Annotated in this window: 16 protein-coding genes and 1 pseudogene; 10 read left to right on the top strand and 7 right to left on the bottom strand. The window is 63.5% G+C overall.

The annotated features are described in order from the left end of the window. Positions 1-84: 84 nt before the first annotated feature. From NKH98_RS06905 to NKH98_RS06920, 4 genes are all read left to right on the top strand, one after another. On the top strand, positions 85-768 hold the full coding sequence (locus tag NKH98_RS06905) for a TetR/AcrR family transcriptional regulator (protein WP_352897309.1): 684 nt from the start codon (positions 85-87) through the stop codon (positions 766-768). Between the two features lie 134 nt (positions 769-902). Next, positions 903-1439 carry an SspB family protein gene (locus NKH98_RS06910; protein WP_352897311.1) on the top strand — a complete coding sequence of 179 codons (537 nt, stop codon included), beginning with the start codon at positions 903-905 and terminating at the stop codon, positions 1437-1439. Between the two features lie 18 nt (positions 1440-1457). Then, positions 1458-1661 (top strand): DUF4169 family protein, encoded by a 204-nt coding sequence (locus NKH98_RS06915; RefSeq protein ID WP_352739953.1) that lies wholly within the window; start codon positions 1458-1460, stop codon positions 1659-1661. Between the two features lie 19 nt (positions 1662-1680). Continuing rightward, positions 1681-1902 carry a ribbon-helix-helix domain-containing protein gene (locus NKH98_RS06920; protein ID WP_254818946.1) on the top strand — a complete coding sequence of 74 codons (222 nt, stop codon included), beginning with the start codon at positions 1681-1683 and terminating at the stop codon, positions 1900-1902. A 120-nt stretch (positions 1903-2022) separates the two neighbouring features. On the opposite strand, the pseudogene NKH98_RS06925 reads toward NKH98_RS06920, so the two are convergent. Next, positions 2023-3333: pseudogene (locus NKH98_RS06925) on the bottom strand (chloride channel protein); the annotation flags it as partial. A gap of 154 nt (positions 3334-3487) precedes the next feature. On the opposite strand from NKH98_RS06925, the gene NKH98_RS06930 reads away from it, so the two are divergent. Beyond that, positions 3488-3925: a MarR family winged helix-turn-helix transcriptional regulator gene (locus NKH98_RS06930; protein WP_352897315.1), complete on the top strand. Its 438-nt coding sequence runs from the start codon at positions 3488-3490 to the stop codon at positions 3923-3925. An 11-nt stretch (positions 3926-3936) separates the two neighbouring features. On the opposite strand, the gene NKH98_RS06935 is transcribed toward NKH98_RS06930, so the two are convergent. The 4 genes from NKH98_RS06935 to NKH98_RS06950 form a co-directional block, all read right to left on the bottom strand. Continuing rightward, the gene (locus NKH98_RS06935; protein ID WP_352897317.1) at positions 3937-7971 is read right to left on the bottom strand and encodes an AsmA family protein; all 4035 of its coding nucleotides are present in this window, start codon (positions 7969-7971) and stop codon (positions 3937-3939) included. A 115-nt stretch (positions 7972-8086) separates the two neighbouring features. Then, positions 8087-8608: a hypothetical protein gene (locus NKH98_RS06940; RefSeq protein ID WP_352897319.1), complete on the bottom strand. Its 522-nt coding sequence runs from the start codon at positions 8606-8608 to the stop codon at positions 8087-8089. Between the two features lie 105 nt (positions 8609-8713). Continuing rightward, the gene (locus tag NKH98_RS06945) at positions 8714-9271 is read right to left on the bottom strand and encodes a hypothetical protein (protein ID WP_352897321.1); all 558 of its coding nucleotides are present in this window, start codon (positions 9269-9271) and stop codon (positions 8714-8716) included. A 5-nt stretch (positions 9272-9276) separates the two neighbouring features. Next, entirely contained in the window at positions 9277-10695 is a 1419-nt protein-coding gene (locus tag NKH98_RS06950; protein ID WP_352897323.1) for an FAD-binding oxidoreductase, read from the bottom strand. Between the two features lie 119 nt (positions 10696-10814). Here NKH98_RS06950 and NKH98_RS06955 point away from each other — a divergent pair, with 119 nt between their 5' ends. Both NKH98_RS06955 and NKH98_RS06960 read left to right on the top strand, forming a co-directional pair. Next, positions 10815-11300, top strand: a complete 486-nt coding sequence (locus tag NKH98_RS06955) for a thioesterase family protein (protein WP_352808208.1) — start codon at positions 10815-10817, stop codon at positions 11298-11300. Positions 11301-11464: 164 nt separating this feature from the next. Then, positions 11465-11662 (top strand): hypothetical protein, encoded by a 198-nt coding sequence (locus NKH98_RS06960; protein WP_023676715.1) that lies wholly within the window; start codon positions 11465-11467, stop codon positions 11660-11662. 257 nt (positions 11663-11919) lie between these two features. Here the strand turns inward: NKH98_RS06960 and NKH98_RS06965 are convergent, their stop codons facing one another. Then, positions 11920-12399, bottom strand: a complete 480-nt coding sequence (locus NKH98_RS06965; protein ID WP_352897441.1) for an Lrp/AsnC family transcriptional regulator — start codon at positions 12397-12399, stop codon at positions 11920-11922. A 90-nt stretch (positions 12400-12489) separates the two neighbouring features. Here NKH98_RS06965 and NKH98_RS06970 point away from each other — a divergent pair, with 90 nt between their 5' ends. Next, a complete protein-coding gene (locus tag NKH98_RS06970; RefSeq protein WP_352897325.1) occupies positions 12490-13398 on the top strand; it encodes an EamA family transporter in 909 nt (302 codons plus the stop codon). On the opposite strand, the gene NKH98_RS06975 is transcribed toward NKH98_RS06970, so the two are convergent. Further along, the gene (locus tag NKH98_RS06975) at positions 13399-14298 is read right to left on the bottom strand and encodes a dienelactone hydrolase family protein (protein ID WP_352897326.1); all 900 of its coding nucleotides are present in this window, start codon (positions 14296-14298) and stop codon (positions 13399-13401) included. A gap of 272 nt (positions 14299-14570) precedes the next feature. On the opposite strand from NKH98_RS06975, the gene NKH98_RS06980 reads away from it, so the two are divergent. Both NKH98_RS06980 and NKH98_RS06985 read left to right on the top strand, forming a co-directional pair. Beyond that, a complete protein-coding gene (locus NKH98_RS06980) occupies positions 14571-14720 on the top strand; it encodes a hypothetical protein (RefSeq protein ID WP_352475341.1) in 150 nt (49 codons plus the stop codon). A gap of 9 nt (positions 14721-14729) precedes the next feature. Continuing rightward, entirely contained in the window at positions 14730-15161 is a 432-nt protein-coding gene (locus NKH98_RS06985; protein WP_254818955.1) for a hypothetical protein, read from the top strand. The last annotated feature ends 2 nt before the right edge of the window (positions 15162-15163 follow it).

Below are 15163 nucleotides of genomic sequence, written 5' to 3' on the forward strand. Positions count from 1 at the left end.
TTCTGCGGAACGAAACTCCCTTCGTGCAGTCCACAAATTTAGACAGGCTTGTCTAATTCGTCAACCACCTCTATATAGTTTTGCATGAAGGCCAACGTTTCTCCTGACATTTTCCCGCCACGGGGCCATGAGGCCAAGCGGATGTCGATTGTCGATGCCGCCACCTCGGTCTTCTGCCGCGAAAGCTTCGCCGGTGCCAATATCGACATGATTGCGGCCGAAGCCGGCGTCTCCCGCCAGACCATCTACAATCATCACGGCGACAAGGAAAAACTCTTCGTTGCCATCGTCCGCGACCTCACCGAACGTTGCAACGCCGGCATCTTTTCCACGATTTCCACTTTTCCCGATCAGCCGAAGGATCTCGAGGCCGACCTCATCGCTTTTGCTGTGCGGATGAATCACAACTGCATCTGCAACCGCGACGGCAAATTCCTGCGCAAGCTGATCCAGACCGAGGGCGGGCGCTATCCCGAGTTGTTCGCCGAATGGCGCGAAGAAGGACCGGGCAGGACATGGCCGGCGATCGCCGCCCGCTTCGCCCGCCTCGCTCATGCCGGCTTCCTTGATATCGATGATCCCGACGTCGCAGCGCGCCAGTTCATGGCGCTTGCCAATGCCGAGTTGCAGACGACGTTCATGCTCGGCGGCACACCGACCGAGGACGAGGTGGTGCAGTCGGCGACAAATGGCGTGCGCACCTTCCTGCGCGCCTTCGGCAAGCGGCGGCCTGTGGCTGGTAAACAGGGCGCGCTCGCCAGCGCTTGACGATCAAAGCCGTTTGACGATCAAATCGTCGCCGATGGGCTTCGCTTCCGCACGCAGGCGATCTATATCCGGTTTACGCCGCGCTCAAGCTTGATTACAGCTATCAGGACGATTCAACGGAACCCGACAGCCACATGGCCGACGACCACATCCGCTACGACATTCTGGCCCAGGAGGCGTTGCGCGGCGTCATGCGCAAAGTCCTGGCCGAGGTCGCGCGCACCGGTCTCCCGGGCAACCATCACTTCTTCATCACCTTTCTCACCGGCGCGCCGGGTGTGCGCGTATCGTCGCGGCTGCGCGAGCGCTATCCCGAACAGATGACCATCGTCATCCAGTTCCAGTATTGGGACCTGAAGGTGAGCGACACCGGCTTCGAAGTCGGGTTGTCGTTTTCCGACGTGCCGGAGAAACTGGAAATCCCGTTCTCGGCAGTGCGCGGCTTTTACGATCCATCCGTCAACTTCGAGCTCGAATTCGACGTCAAGACCGATACCCCGGCGGAACAGGAGACAAAGGCCAAGCCTGCTCCCGAGCCGCTGGCCATCGTCGCCGAGAAAAAGCCTGAGACGAGGAAGAAAAACGCTGAGGTGGAAAAGAAGCCTGCCGCGGCCGACGCCGGTGCCAAGGGCGCCGACGTGGTGTCGCTCGACGCCTTCCGCAAGAAATGACCCGACGGGCGGCGTGACATGGCCGAGATCGTCAATCTCCGTCAGGCACGCAAGCAGAAGGCGCGAACCGAGAAGGAGCGCCTGGCCGAGCAAAACCGGGCGCTGCATGGCCGTTCCAAAACCAGCCGGGATCGCGACCGCCTGATCGCCGACAAGGCCGATAAATTCGTCGCCGGCCATCGCCGCGAAAAATCGGGCGATTCGGACAAATCCGATGCTTGAATGTGAATAGGATCGTCGCGTGAGCCCGGTCGAAAAGCGCTCGGTCACGATTCGCGGCCACCGCACCAGCTATTCGCTCGAAAAGCCTTTTTACGACGACCTGATCGCTATTGCGGCCGTGCGAAAACTGACGCTCGCCGCGCTTGTCGCCGAAATCGACGAGAGCCGCCCGCGCGATGCGAACCTCTCCTCGGCGCTCAGGCTCTATGTGCTGGATTGGGCCAAGCGCGGCAAGTTTTAGCCTTCAGGCAACGCTATCCTGTTTCCTGCGCCGGATACGGAAGCCCAGCAAAGCCGAGCGGTCGCGTTCTTCGGCCTGTTTCTTCGATCTGACGCGCATCAGGTCCTTCCAGCCGACACATTCGCGAACCATGTGATGCCCTCGCCGTGCGATTTTTTCGGTGAGGATCGAACGCTTCATCAACAGCACCGTCACCGCATGCGCAGTGGCAGTTGCCGCGATCAGCGGCACCAGGACATGGGTGTTGCCGGTCAGTTCGACCGCAAAGAAGGTGGCGGTCAGCGGCGCACGCATGGTGCCGCCCATCGTCGCCGCCATCGCCAGCAGCGCCCAGAAGCCCGGATCGGCGGCCGGCAGGAAGCCGGCGAGGACCGCGCCCATCGCCCCGCCCATGATCAGCAGCGGCGCCAGCACACCTCCCGACGTTCCCGAGCCGAGTGCGACCGACCAGATGATCGCCTTCACCACCAACAGGGTGAGCGCAGCGGTCGCTATGGTGCGGCCATCCAGCATGTCGGCGATATTGTCATAGCCGACGCCGAGCGCCTGCGGCTCGATCAGCCCGCCAACGCCGACCACCAGGCCGCCGAGCATCGGCCACCACATCCAGTGGATGGGCAGCTTCTGGAAACCGTCCTCGCAGGCATACACCATCTGGGTCAGCAACCCCGATAGCAGCCCGGCTGCCATGCCGACCAGCACCCAGCCGGCAAGGGCTGGAAATGAAACCTCCATGCCGCCCTGAAACGGGAAGATCGGCCCCGGCAGGTGCAGCATGGTGCGCTCGACCTCGGCAATAACCGCGGCGACCGCTACGGGAATGAAGCTGCGCGGCGTCCATTCGAAGAGCAGCAATTCAACCGCAAGCATGATGGCAGCGATCGGTGTTCCGAACACGGTGGTCATGCCGGCCGCCGCACCCGCCACCAGCAGCGTCTTGCGTTCATTGTCGCTGACCGGCAGCATCTGCGCGATCAGCGAGCCGATGGCGCCGCCGGTCATGATGATTGGCCCTTCCGCGCCGAATGGCCCACCGGTGCCGATCGAGACTGCCGACGACAACGGCTTCAGGATTGCCACCTTGGCGTCGAGCCGCGAGCGTCCGAGCAGGATCGCCTCGATGGCTTCGGGAATGCCATGGCCGCGAATCTTGTCGCTTCCGAAGCGAGCCATCACACCGATGATCAATGCCCCGATGACCGGAACAAATACCGAGGCATAGCCAAACGGCGTATCCTGCAGTTTCAGGTCGGCGAGCGTGAACTGGCCAAAATAGGCGATGTTCGTGGCAAGCCGGATCAGCTTCAAAAGGGCAATGCCGGCAAACAGCCCCACCGTCGCCACCACCACCGCTATGCCGGCAATGAGCAGCACCCGGGCATCGGTGGTAAAATCGCGCAGATGGCCGGGGTTGGCGTGATCGGACTTCATTTGCAAACCTTGCTTTCTGGCGGCGTGCCGACTTGCGGATGGGTCGCTGGCCGTGCCACCGATGATGGCGGGCACGAGCCATGTTGGTGCGCTCTGTATCGTAACACGATATAAATGTTCAAGGCCCGTTTGCGGCTTTGTCGGAAAGGAATCGATGGCAGACACTTCGAAGCCACAAAAGCGCGGCGCAGCGATCGGACCGGCCGACTACCAAAGGCTGTCCGAATTTCGTTACCTGATCCGCCGCTTTCTCGAATTCAGCCAGATCCAGGCGCAGGAAGCCGGCCTGACACCACGCCAGCATCAGGCCCTGCTTGCAATCAAAGGGTTTCCCGGCGGAGGGCCGGTGACCATTGGCGACCTCGCGGAGCGCCTGCGCATCCGCCATCACAGCGCCGTGGAATTGGTCAACCGTCTTTGCGAAGCCGGGCTCGTCGCGAGGGACCACGACGAGGAGGACCACCGCCGCGTGCTGCTGCGGCTGACCGAGCGCGCCGACGACAGTCTCGCCGATCTGTCAGCCGCTCATCTCGACGAACTCGGGCGGATCGAGCCGATGCTCAAGCGCTTGCTTGCTGGACGCGACACATAAGGGATGCGCCGTCACCCGCCATTCAGCGATTTTAGCAGATCGTCGATCGACGAGGGATCGAACTTGAGCTTTGGCGGGGGCTGCACTGGCGGTGGCACGTTATTTGTGGCCGGTGGCGCCCGTTCCGCTCGCTCCGCCGCGGCCTTGCGTTCGGCGTCGAGCCTTGCCTTCTCTTCCGAGGCGATCCGCAACGCCTCTTCCGCCCTCTGGCGTTGCTGTTCTTCGGCCTGCGCTGCTTCCTCGGCAGCCTGTTGCGCCGCCTTGGCTTTGGCTTCCGCATCCGCTTTGGCCTTTGCAGCCGCCTCGGCCTTCGCCCTCGCCTCGGCTTCGGCCTTCGCCGCTGCATCCGCCTTCGCCTTGGCTTCGGCCTGCGCCCTGGCCTCCGCTTCGGCTTGGGCCTGCGCCTCGGCTTCGGCCTGCGCCTTGGCTTCAGCCTGCGCCCTCGCCTCCGCTTCGGCTTGGGCCTGAGCCTCGGCTTCGGCCTTTGCCCTGGCGTCGGCCTCAGCCTTCAGCCGCGCCGCTTCCTCCTCCTGCTTGCGCCGTTCCGCCGCCGCTCTTTCACGCTCGGTTTGCAGGGCAGCGTAGTAGCGCACCTCACGCCGCAGCCTTTGTTTCTCGAGCAGTGCGGCTTGCATGGCTTCGACTCGCTGCTGCTCCTTTTCCAGCGCACGCTGGGTCAGGAACTGGGCCAGCGGCTCGCTGTCGAACTGCCGTTTGGTGGCGCCGAACGGACCGTCGACGCTGAAATTCAAAATCGGTTCGGAGCCGACCAGCGCCTCATCGCCGGGTCGATAGGCGATCTCGCCCTTGGCATCGACGGTGCTGGTGTTCAGATCGGCGGTGATGTCGGCGGACAGCGTCGCGCCCGGGCTTTCCAATTTGACCGGCGGCGCCCTCAGCGTGCCGCCGGCGATGGTGAAGGCAATATCGGTGTCCTGCGCCGGAAAACTGCCCGCCGCGGCGATCTGCGGCACAAAACCGGCAGTCTTCGATGCGTCGATATCGCGCCCGATCGCGTCGGCCTTGGCAATAAATGCGCCAAAGGCATCGGGATTAAAACCGGCAATAGTCATACCCTTCAGCGTCGCCGTGCCGGAACCGGACAGCGCCGCGACCATCGCGTCGACCGATTTGCCGCTGGTCGAAAGCGCCGTCGAGAAATCGCCGCTTCCGCTGATGCCGGCCTCCGGCAGCACAGCTGTCAAATCGGAGCCCGCGAGTTTCATCTGACCGGAGAAAAGCCCGGTGCCGTCATTGTTCTTGAGCTCGAACAGGCCACTCAACTCGCCCCCGAGGAATTTTGCCTTGAGGTCGGAAACACGGATGCCCTCCTGGTCGAGCTGCAGCGAAAGCGCAGCCTCATAGGCGGTGGCAAGCGGGCCGGCGGCAAGCGACGCCGCCGTCAGATCGAGATCGGCGGTAAATGGCAGACTGGATTTCTGGCTGAACGGTGCCGTCGGCCAGGTCCTGTCATTGACAAGGAAAGCGTGGTCGCCGAACAGCATCACCGCCATCGGATCGAGGTCCAGCTCGTCCAGCGACAGCGCGCCGGCAAGATGCGGCAGCCCCTCTTTGATGTCGATATTTACGTCACCGGAAACCGCCGCTTCGTTGACGGCGCCGCTGAGCCCGCTCAGCACCAGGAGACCATTGCCGTAGTCGGCATCGGCAGCAAGCGACGTCGACATGCCGGTCTCCATGCCGGGCAGGCCGACGCCGGTCGTCATCAGCCATGGCGAGATGTCGGCCGTTTCAAGGCTGACCTTGCCCTTGGCGGCCGCGCCCTGAGGCGTGTCGGCAATTGTCCCGTCGAAACCAGCTTTGAAGTCATTGCCGGCCAGGCTGAATCGTGTCGCCAGGCCGCCGCCAAGCGTGCCTTTGGCCGAGACGTCGGTGGTCGCCTCGCCGAGCATGCCGAGCGGCAGCGCCGGCAGACCGTAAAGCGCCAGAAGCGCGGTGGCGTCGGCGTTCCTTGCGTTGAAGGTCAGCGTCACCGGCGCTTCGAGAGGCCGGTCGAGCGCCCCTTTGCCGGACAACGACGCCGAAAAGGCCGAGCCACCGGCCTTGCCCTGTGCGCTCATGGCCAGTCCGGTCGTACCATCGCCATTGTCTGCGGCACTCGTGACCGCGTCGATACGCGCATCCTGGAACAGCTCGGGATAGGCAGCAGCGCGCTCCGCCAGCCACTTCAGCACCGCATTGTCTGGATAATGCTGGACGGCGACGTCGATCAGCGGCTTGAGGTCGACGGCGACCACCGAGGCGTCGAGCTTGCCGGTCGGGCTCGCCGGGAAATCCTTGATCCGGCCGGTGGCACTGATCGAGGCGCCGGCAAGTCCGCCGACCGACAGGCGGTCGATCTCAAGCAGCCCCTCACGCAATCTAAGTGAAGTATCGACGCTATCGGCGGTCAAGCCGCCGGCGCTGACCGGCCCGGCCTTGATCTGGAAATCGAGGTCGCGATCGGAAAAGCGGTTGGCGCCCTTGTCGCTGACGAAGATCGAGGCGAAGGCAGCGAGCCCATCGACGTCGAGTTCGCCACCTTCGAGTTGCATCAGCACCGATGGACGGGTTTCGTCGGGCTGGTTGGAATCGATGCGGCCGGAGAACTTCGCCTTGCCGAGGATGAGTTCGAGATCGCTGAAGGCCTGGTGTCTTTCGCTCAAATCCACCTTGGCCTTGAAGCCGGCGGCCGGCAAACGGCGGATCGCCTCGTCGACGTCCTTCGACAGCCAGGCGGCAAAGCCGGAGGGCTGCGCCACCGCCAGAAGCAGCGATCCGGTGAAACCGAAATGGTCCTCGACGCTGACCATGCCATTGGCTTCCAGCTTGGCGCGGCCGGGCAGCGTGGCGGCCAGCGATTTTACCGCCCAGCCGCCTTCGGCCGGCTCGGCGGACAGATGCACGTCGCGAACCGTCGTGTCGCCTACGACCACCGCCGGCAGTTTCACCTCGACCGTGCCCGGTATTGTCGGCTTCGGCAGATCGAGCAGCGCCTGCTCGAGCGCCGCCACCCGTTCGGACAGCGTCAATCCGGCCCCGGCCGCCGCCCCGATGGCCTCGTCGAACTGCACCTGCGCGCCATTGGCCTCGATAGAGAAATGCGGCTTCAGCCCAAGGTCGACCGCAGCCTTGCCGTCGGCCGTGTAGGGATTGTCGAGCGGCCCGGTCTCGAAGCGGAATTCGTCGACGCCGAGCTTCTGGTGGTCGAGCGAAAACTTGCCGTTCAGCCTGAAGCCCGGGTCCGGTTTGCCGGCGCTGACCTTCAGCGCCTCGCCGCCGGTGCCGCGCGGCCGCGCCGCGGTCCGGTCTGCGCCCGATATCTTGAACTGGCCCGAATAGACGGCGGCGCCCTCGACGAGGCCCACATTGCCGTCGGTCTCGATGACCAGCGGATAGGCATCCGGATCGGCCTTGAGCCGGAGCCGCATTTGCCCGTCCGGTTCGGCTTTGCCGGTGGAAGCGGCGATCGTGGTCCGCAACCCGTCCAGCAACAGTGAGCCGTCCAGCCGCCAGGGGCCGGCCAGCGACTTGGCCGAGATCGTTGAGTTGATCTCGGAAATAAGATGGCTGCGCCCGCCCGCGGCGTGGCTGAGCGCGATCTGTCCTTCCGTCACCGTCAGCTTCTCGATGGAGATCTGGCCGGGATCGAAGGGCGAGGATGGCCGTATCGTCCAGTCGACCGTGCCGTCGGCGGCGATGTCGATCGTCGCCTTCGGCCGCACCAGCCGCATGTCGAAGATCAGCACCTCGCCGCGCAGGAATGGCGCGAGTTCTGCATCCATCGAAAAGGTTTCGACGGTCATTGCCGGCTGTCCGTTGGGGCCACCGGCAACGGCGACATTCGAGAACGTCACCGAGGGAAACGGCAGCAGCCTTGCCGTCGCATCGCCTTGCACGGTCACCTTGCGGCCGAGGACGGCACTCGCCTCGCGCTCGAAATCTGCACGGTAACCAGTCCAGTCGACAAAGTACGGCACCACCAGCGCCGCACACAGCACCAGCACAAGAAGCCCACCGAAGATCACGAACAGGCGTGCGAGCATTAGCTCCGAAGCGGTTGATTGAAAGTCAGCCGCACTCTACCTGCATCAGCGTGTCGATAAAGAGGCAATTCCCGCCAGACGGGCTTCCAGAGCAAAAGAAGACAGCCAAGAAAACTCAGCGCGCGTCGCGCTTTGCTTGCGCCACCTTTGCCGCCTGCCGCTGCCGGCCGACTTCCATCGGCCGGATCAGATCCTCGGGCCGCCGGCTCACGATCGCGCGCATGCCTTTGTGCGCAGTGCGCGTGTTGAACTCGGGACTGTCCGCCGCAGCGCCTTGCTTCATGGACAGCGCCTTGCGTGCATTCTCGACCAGCGAAACGCGCGCCGCCAACTGGCGGCGGCGTTCGGCCTCGCCATTGAGCCGTCGCATGGTCATCGCCAGAACCGCCAGCTTCAACTGCGAACCTCCATCGGCCTTCGAGGCGCCGGCACCCTTTGGCGCACCTTTGCCACGCATTTCGCGGCGGCGGCGATGCGCCTCGGTCTGGGCCTTGTCGCGCCGCTCCCTTAAGAGCTTGACCAGGCTGGCGAGTTCGGCGTCGGCAAGACGCTGTACCGCTGGATGGTGCGACTTCTCGACGAGAGCATGTTCGTCGGCGCTCAGCGCCCGAGCCTCTTCCTTGCGTGAAATCGCCATGTTGTTCGCTCCTCCGTTTACCACGTCTGCCCGGTTTCAGGCTCTGGCGACGTCCGGAGTCTCCGACCAAATGGCTGTGCGGTCAAGGCTGACCGGGCCAGCGGATCAGCCGCGTCGCCAAAGCCTGTCGAGAAGCCATCTTCGTTCGCCTTGCAGCGCCGAGGCGCGAGGACTGACGGCCTCCATCAACGAGGTCAGAACCGATCCGTCGCGACGGCTTATCGAAAAGCTCTCCGCGACAAATTCAAGCGTCGAGTCGTGGAAGGTGAAGATGAAGTGCCGATAGCCAGAAAACAGCTCTGGCTGATGAGAACTGTGAACTCGATTTGCCCGTTCAAGCGAACCGATCCATGACGAGTTGAGTACCTCGAATGCAGCATAGGGTTGCAGGCCCAGTTGGTAGAGCCGATGACCGCTCAAGGCCTCATCGTTCGGCAGGCCGAATTGAAGTGCCAGACAAGGCTTTGCCGTCAGGATCGCAACCGATTGGCCGTTGGTTACAGGCGAAACTGAGCGCGGATTCGTCCCGTCGAATGACGGGTCTCTCATGTTGACGATATAGGCGACCAGCAACTTGTCTTCGTCGGCGAAGACGTGAGGTAGTGGTGCACCGGCAGAAAGAGGCGGTGCTTCGATGGGCAGAAGTGCCTCGGCTGCAGCCATCGCGGTTATTGCCCAACTGCCGGCAATATCTTGCCCGGGTTCATGATGTTCAGCGGGTCGAGCGCCTGCTTGATCGTGCGCATGATGTCGACGCCATGGCCAAGCTCGTGCCGCAGGAAGCCGATCTTGCCTTGCCCTATGCCATGCTCGCCGGTGCAGGTGCCATCCATGGCGATAGCGCGCATGTTGAGCCGCGCCACGAATTTTTCCGCCAGCGCGATCTCCTTCCGATCGTCCACGTCCATCAGCACCAGCACATGGAAATTGCCGTCGCCGGCATGGCCGACGATCGGCGCGATCAGGCCCATCTCGGCGATATCCGCCTCGGTCTCGGTGACACATTCGGCAAAGCGCGAGATCGGCACGCAGACATCGGTCGACAGGCCCTTGGCACCCGGCCGCAGCGTCAGCGACGACCAGTAGGCATCGTGCCTGGCCTTCCACAATTTCGTCCGCTCTTCGGCGACGCTGGTCCACAGGAACGGGCCGCCGCCATTTTCCTCGGCGATCATGCCGAAGGTTTCGGCCTGCTCGGCGACGCCGGCATCGCTGCCGTGGAACTCGACGAACAGGCACGGGCTCTCCGGGTAATCAAGCTTCGAATAGGTCTTCATCGCCCGCATCTGCAGCGCGTTGACCAATTCGATGCGCGCCACCGGAATGCCCATCTGGATGGTCGCGATCACCGCATTGCACGCCGCCTCGACACTGGGGAACGGGCAGACGCCGCCCGAAATCGCCTGCGGAATGCCCTGCAGCTTCAACGTCAGCTGGGTGATGATGCCGAGCGTGCCTTCCGAGCCGATCAGCAGCCGTGTCAGATCGTAGCCGGCCGAGCTTTTCTTGGCGCGCTTGCCGGTCGTCACTGCTTCACCGTCGGCCATCACCGCGGTCAGCGACAAGACGTTTTCGCGCATCGTGCCGTAGCGCACGGCGTTGGTGCCCGACGCCCGCGTCGCCGCCATGCCGCCGAGCGAAGCGTTGGCACCCGGGTCGATCGGAAAGAACAGGCCCGTGTCGCGCAGATGCCGGTTGAGGTCCTCGCGCGTCACGCCGGGCTCGACGGTGCAATCGAGGTCCTGCGGATTGACCGCTATGACCCGGTTCATCCGTGAGGTATCGAGCGAGATCCCGCCGCCCGGCGCATTGGTGTGGCCTTCCAGCGAAGAGCCGACGCCGAAGGCGATCACCGGCACGCGGTGCGCGGCGCATGCGCGCACGATCTCCTGCACCTCCTGCGTGGTTTCGGCAAAGGCAACGCCGTCCGGCGCCTGCGTCGGAATATAGGTCGTGGTGTGCGCGTGCTGGGCGCGGATCGCCTGGCCGGTCTGGAATCGCTCGCCGAGCCGCTGTTTGAGGATGCCGAGCACAGCAGCGATGCCTTCTTCGTTGCGCTCGACCGGATTGAGGTCGCTTAGAGCCATCGATTCCTCCGCGAATGGACCAGCGTCCACCCTTGTTCTGCATCTAGGGATGCGTAGTCTCACCAACCACGTTCTGTCCAGTCCACGCTCATCCCGGCATGACGAGAAGGAAGTTTCCGATGCCCATCCCCGCCCCTTTCGTCTCTCGCGCCATGGACATCGAGGAGGCCTGGATCGACTACAACGGCCATCTCAACATGGCCTATTACAACGTGCTGTTCGACCGGTGCTCCGACGAAGCCTTCGAGATGATGGGGATGGGGCCGGACTATGTAAGGGAACGGCGGCTGACCATCTACACCGCGGAAGTCCATGTCTGCTACGTCCAGGAATTGCATCTCGACCACAAGGTCACAGTCTCGTTCCAGTTGCTGGACCATGACGAGAAGCGGCTGAGGGCCTACCAGGAAATCCGCCATCGCGACGGCTGGCTCGCCGCCACCTCCGAAACGCTGTCGCTGCATGTCGATATGGCTGGCCCGAGGGTCGCGCCCTTCCCCGCTGACGTCCTGGCCAGGGTGGAAGCGATGCGCGCCGCCCATGCTGCCCTGCCGATGCCGGAGCGCGCCGGCCGCTCGATCGGTATTCGTCGTAAGCCGGCTTGAACCAAGAGAGCGCTTGAACCACTGGCCAACCGCCGTTAACCTTACCGAGGTTTTAACGTGAACAAGCCGAATTGAGACGTTGAACGACTCAGCGCGGCGTTGGAAAACCATCCGCATCGAATTGCGATACGGGCGGCGGAGCAGCAGCGGTTCGGGGAACGTGCATGAAAACCGACATCAAGGTCGAGGCGGACAGGCTGGCGGCTGATCCACGCATCACCGACTATGATTTCTGGCGCTCGCTGAAGAACCTCAACAACGAGATCTTCCACATCGCCAACAACAACGAGCCGATTCCCTTCGCCATGATCCGCTGGCGCGCCATCCTGAAGCAGGCGCGGATGAAACGCGGCCACGCCTGAACGGTGCGGGAAGAAACAGACCGGCCGGCCGGTCTGCATTTCTGGGACGTTTGCGCTGCCCCTCATCCGGCTGCCGCCACCTTCTGCGTATAGTGACGGGGAAAAGGGGCTGGCCGCAGCCTCGGCGCTCTTTCAGCAACGCTGGCAATTGGCGAAACCATTGGTGACAGCGTCCGAGAAGTGCCCGGCAGGGCGATGAAGGGCCGGGGCGACGTTTCGAGTTAAGCGGACGACGTGCTGACGAACGACCCCAAGCATCAAGGCTGGCGCTTCACCGCCCCCAGCGGCGAGCGCGGCATCAACGGCGACGACTGGATGATCGCCGTGTTGGTCATCGCATGGGGAATGATCCGGTCGATCACTCGGTCGAGCTCGGCCACCGAGGCGACATGCGCCAGCGCGATGAAGCAGTCCTCACCGGTGACCCGGTCGCATTGGGCGATTTCCGGCAGGTCGCGGATGATTTCGGCCACGACGGCGAGTTGCCCCGGCACCGGCCTGATGCGCAGCCATGCCGACAGCTTCATGCCGAGCGCGGCCGGATTGATACGCACCGTGTAGGCGTCGATCACACCGCTTTCCTGCAGCCGCTTGATGCGCTCGGCCACGCTCGGCGCCGACAGGCCGACCGATCGCGCCAGTTCGGCGGTGCTGGTGCGCGCGTCCTTTTCCAGCAGGCGCAGGATTTTCAGATCCGCCGGGTCCAGATCGGTATTTTCATTTCGAAGGCGTTTCAGCGGACAACTCCTTGCTTTCGGAAAGCAAATAGCCGCAATGACCGGCCATCATCCATATCAATGGCAAAAATCGCCTGCGATACTGATCCCATGCAAGATCGGACGCAAGCCCCAGCAGCAAGTCCGGCACTCGCCGGCCCCGCCTTTACCTTGGCAAACGCGGTCCCGCCGCATCTCTGGTTCGGCGTCAGCGCCGTGTTCCACTATCTCGGACCGGCCTTCGCAGTGCTGCTGTTCCCGCATGTCGGCGTGCTCGGCATGGCTTGGCTGCGCATCGCCACCGCGGCACTCGTCTTTGCCCCGTTGACCCGGCCATGGGCGGTCTTCGCCCGCGCCGATCGCTCGACGCGGTTGTTGCTTGTGGCTTTCGGCGTCTGCCTTGGCGTGATGAATTGCTCGTTTTACCTGGCGCTCGACCGACTGCCGATCTCGCTGGTGGCGGCGATCGAATTCGTCGGCACCATCGGCGTTGCGCTTGTTGGCCTCAGAAGCCCGCGCAATCTCGCCGCCCTCGCAATCGCCGTCGCCGGCACCCTGTTGCTGATCGACGTCAAATGGTCGAGCGATCCCGTCGGCCTGTTCTGGGCCTTCCTCAACGGGACGCTGTTTGTTGGCTACATCGTGCTCGGCCACCGCGTCGCGCGCGGCGGCGCCGGCGATGGCATCGCCGGGCTGGGTGCCGCCATGGCGGTCGCCCTTCTCGTCGTTCTGCCGATCGGTTTCGCCGATGCTCTGCCGGCTTTGTCGGCGCCGCCGCTGCTGCTTGCGGCGATCGGCGTCGGCATCTGCTCGTCGGTCATTCCCTATATATGCGACCAGCTTGCCATGTCGCGGCTGCCGCGCTCCAGCTTCGCGCTGATGCTGTCTTTGCTGCCGGTCACCGCGACGTTGATCGGCGTCATCGTGCTGCGGCAGGTGCCGAGCCTCACCGACTGCATTGGCATCGCGCTGGTGGTGGCCGGCGTCGCCCTTCACAAACCAGCGCCGGCGCCCACCTGATCAGGCCAGCTTCTCCTTGAGGAAAGCGATCGTCCGGCCCCAGGCGAGGTCAGCCGCCTTCTTGTCGTAGCGGGCCGCCGACGTATCGTTGTTGAAGGCATGGTTGGCGCCTTCATAGACATAGACCGAGTATTCGACATGAGCCGCGTCGAGTGCCTTCTTGAAGGCATCGATGCCGGCATTGGTGCGGGTGTCGAGGCCGGCATAATGCAGCATGAGCGCGGCCTTGATCTTCGGCACGTCCTCGGCCTTTGGCTGCATGCCGTAATAGGCGACGGCGGCGGCGAGGTCCGGCGCGTTGACGGCCAGCATGTTCACCGTGCCGCCGCCCCAGCAGAAGCCGACGGCGCCGACCTTGCCGTTGCCGTCCTTGTAGCCTTTGAGGTAGGCGACCGTTGCCACGGCATTGGCGGCGACCTGTGCTGGATCGAGCTGGGAAAACAGGTCACGTGCCCTGTTTTCGTCGTCCGGCGTGCCGCCGAGCGGTGTCATGAAGTCCGGCGCAAGCGCCACGAACCCTTCTAGCGCAACGCGCCGCGCTACGTCGCGAATATGCGGGTTGAGACCCCTGTTCTCATGCACCAAGATGACGGTACCAAGCTTGCCGGTCTGGTCCGCCGGCCTGACCAGATAGCCCTTCATCTCGCCGCCGCTGCCGGAATAGCTGATGTCCTCGCCTTTCACACGCGGATCGTCTTCCGCCACGATTGCCGCCTGGGCCGAGTTCGCCGCCAGCAGCGGCGCGATCGCGGCAGCTGCCGCACCCGATCCGGCAAGCCTGGTCAATTGCTCCATGAAGCGCCGCCGGTCGAGCGTCAGATGCGTGTATTCGTCATAGGCATCGATCATCGCCTGGGTAATGACAGGCTTGGCGGCAGTGGGTCCGGCAGGTGTTGTCATGGCGCGCTCCTCGTGGGCCCCCGCGGCAACATAGAGCCGAAGCTTGCCTGGTCCAGTCACGGCTGAGTGAGGCTGCCAAAAGTCCCTGCACGACGACCGTGATGCCCGGCGCCGCACTGTCGTTAAATTTTGGTCCTTTGTGGCAATGCTAAATGCACGCGCCACGATGTAAAAAGAAGTTACCGGGCTATGCCTCATTCGGGCCATCTGCCGAACGAGAATGGCCATTTGGCGGGAAAAGAATGCCTGATTGACGACGAAGGAATACGCCCATGACCTTTCCCTCCCCACTTCTGGCAAGTGGGTTCGCCCTCGCCGCCATGGCTTTGCTGGCGCTGCGGTTCACTGCCTTCCCCGCCTTCAAACGATCGTTGATCAAGATCCGCGTCAACCGGCACCCGCCCGCAAACACCAAGGCCTGAGGAAAGATCATGGACGTTCAGGACATCATCAACACCGTCTCCCAAAAATCCGGTCTCAACCAGGCTTTGACGGAAAAGATCGCCGGCACGATTTTCTCGGTGCTTGAACACGAGGCGGAAGGCACGACCCTGTCGAGCTTCTTTGCCAAAATCCCGGGAGCCGACGCCCTGGCCAAGCAATATGATGTCATGGCTCCCGGCGCGGCTTCCGGTGGTGGCCTCCTGTCCTCGCTGGAGGGCGCGCTCGGCGGCGCTCTCGGCGAAAAGACCGGCGCACTGATCAACGGCGTCGCCATACTCAAGGCATCGGGCCTTACGCTGGCACAAATCAGTCAGGCCGGCACGATGCTGGTCCAGCAGGCCGAGGCAGCAGCCGGCCCGCAGCTGACCAATGAGGTCCTTGCATCGGTACCCGACCTGAAAGGGCATCTCGGGCTCTGAAG

It is taken from the genome of Mesorhizobium sp. M0833, assembly GCF_040319905.1.
Lineage (GTDB): Bacteria > Pseudomonadota > Alphaproteobacteria > Rhizobiales > Rhizobiaceae > Mesorhizobium.

Excerpts from the sequence above, each read along its gene's own strand:
- NKH98_RS06935 (WP_352897317.1), bottom strand. The coding sequence starts at position 7,971 with ATGCTCGCACGCCTGTTCGTGATCTTCGGTGGGCTTCTTGTGCTGGTG.
- NKH98_RS06930 (WP_352897315.1), top strand. The coding sequence starts at position 3,488 with ATGGCAGACACTTCGAAGCCACAAAAGCGCGGCGCAGCGATCGGACCG.
- NKH98_RS06915 (WP_352739953.1), top strand. The coding sequence starts at position 1,458 with ATGGCCGAGATCGTCAATCTCCGTCAGGCACGCAAGCAGAAGGCGCGA.
- NKH98_RS06950 (WP_352897323.1), bottom strand. The coding sequence starts at position 10,695 with ATGGCTCTAAGCGACCTCAATCCGGTCGAGCGCAACGAAGAAGGCATC.
- NKH98_RS06945 (WP_352897321.1), bottom strand. The coding sequence starts at position 9,271 with ATGGCTGCAGCCGAGGCACTTCTGCCCATCGAAGCACCGCCTCTTTCT.
- NKH98_RS06985 (WP_254818955.1), top strand. The coding sequence starts at position 14,730 with ATGGACGTTCAGGACATCATCAACACCGTCTCCCAAAAATCCGGTCTC.
- NKH98_RS06980 (WP_352475341.1), top strand. The coding sequence starts at position 14,571 with ATGACCTTTCCCTCCCCACTTCTGGCAAGTGGGTTCGCCCTCGCCGCC.
- NKH98_RS06955 (WP_352808208.1), top strand. The coding sequence starts at position 10,815 with ATGCCCATCCCCGCCCCTTTCGTCTCTCGCGCCATGGACATCGAGGAG.
- NKH98_RS06975 (WP_352897326.1), bottom strand. The coding sequence starts at position 14,298 with ATGACAACACCTGCCGGACCCACTGCCGCCAAGCCTGTCATTACCCAG.
- NKH98_RS06970 (WP_352897325.1), top strand. The coding sequence starts at position 12,490 with ATGCAAGATCGGACGCAAGCCCCAGCAGCAAGTCCGGCACTCGCCGGC.
- NKH98_RS06960 (WP_023676715.1), top strand. The coding sequence starts at position 11,465 with ATGAAAACCGACATCAAGGTCGAGGCGGACAGGCTGGCGGCTGATCCA.
- NKH98_RS06910 (WP_352897311.1), top strand. The coding sequence starts at position 903 with ATGGCCGACGACCACATCCGCTACGACATTCTGGCCCAGGAGGCGTTG.
- NKH98_RS06940 (WP_352897319.1), bottom strand. The coding sequence starts at position 8,608 with ATGGCGATTTCACGCAAGGAAGAGGCTCGGGCGCTGAGCGCCGACGAA.
- NKH98_RS06905 (WP_352897309.1), top strand. The coding sequence starts at position 85 with ATGAAGGCCAACGTTTCTCCTGACATTTTCCCGCCACGGGGCCATGAG.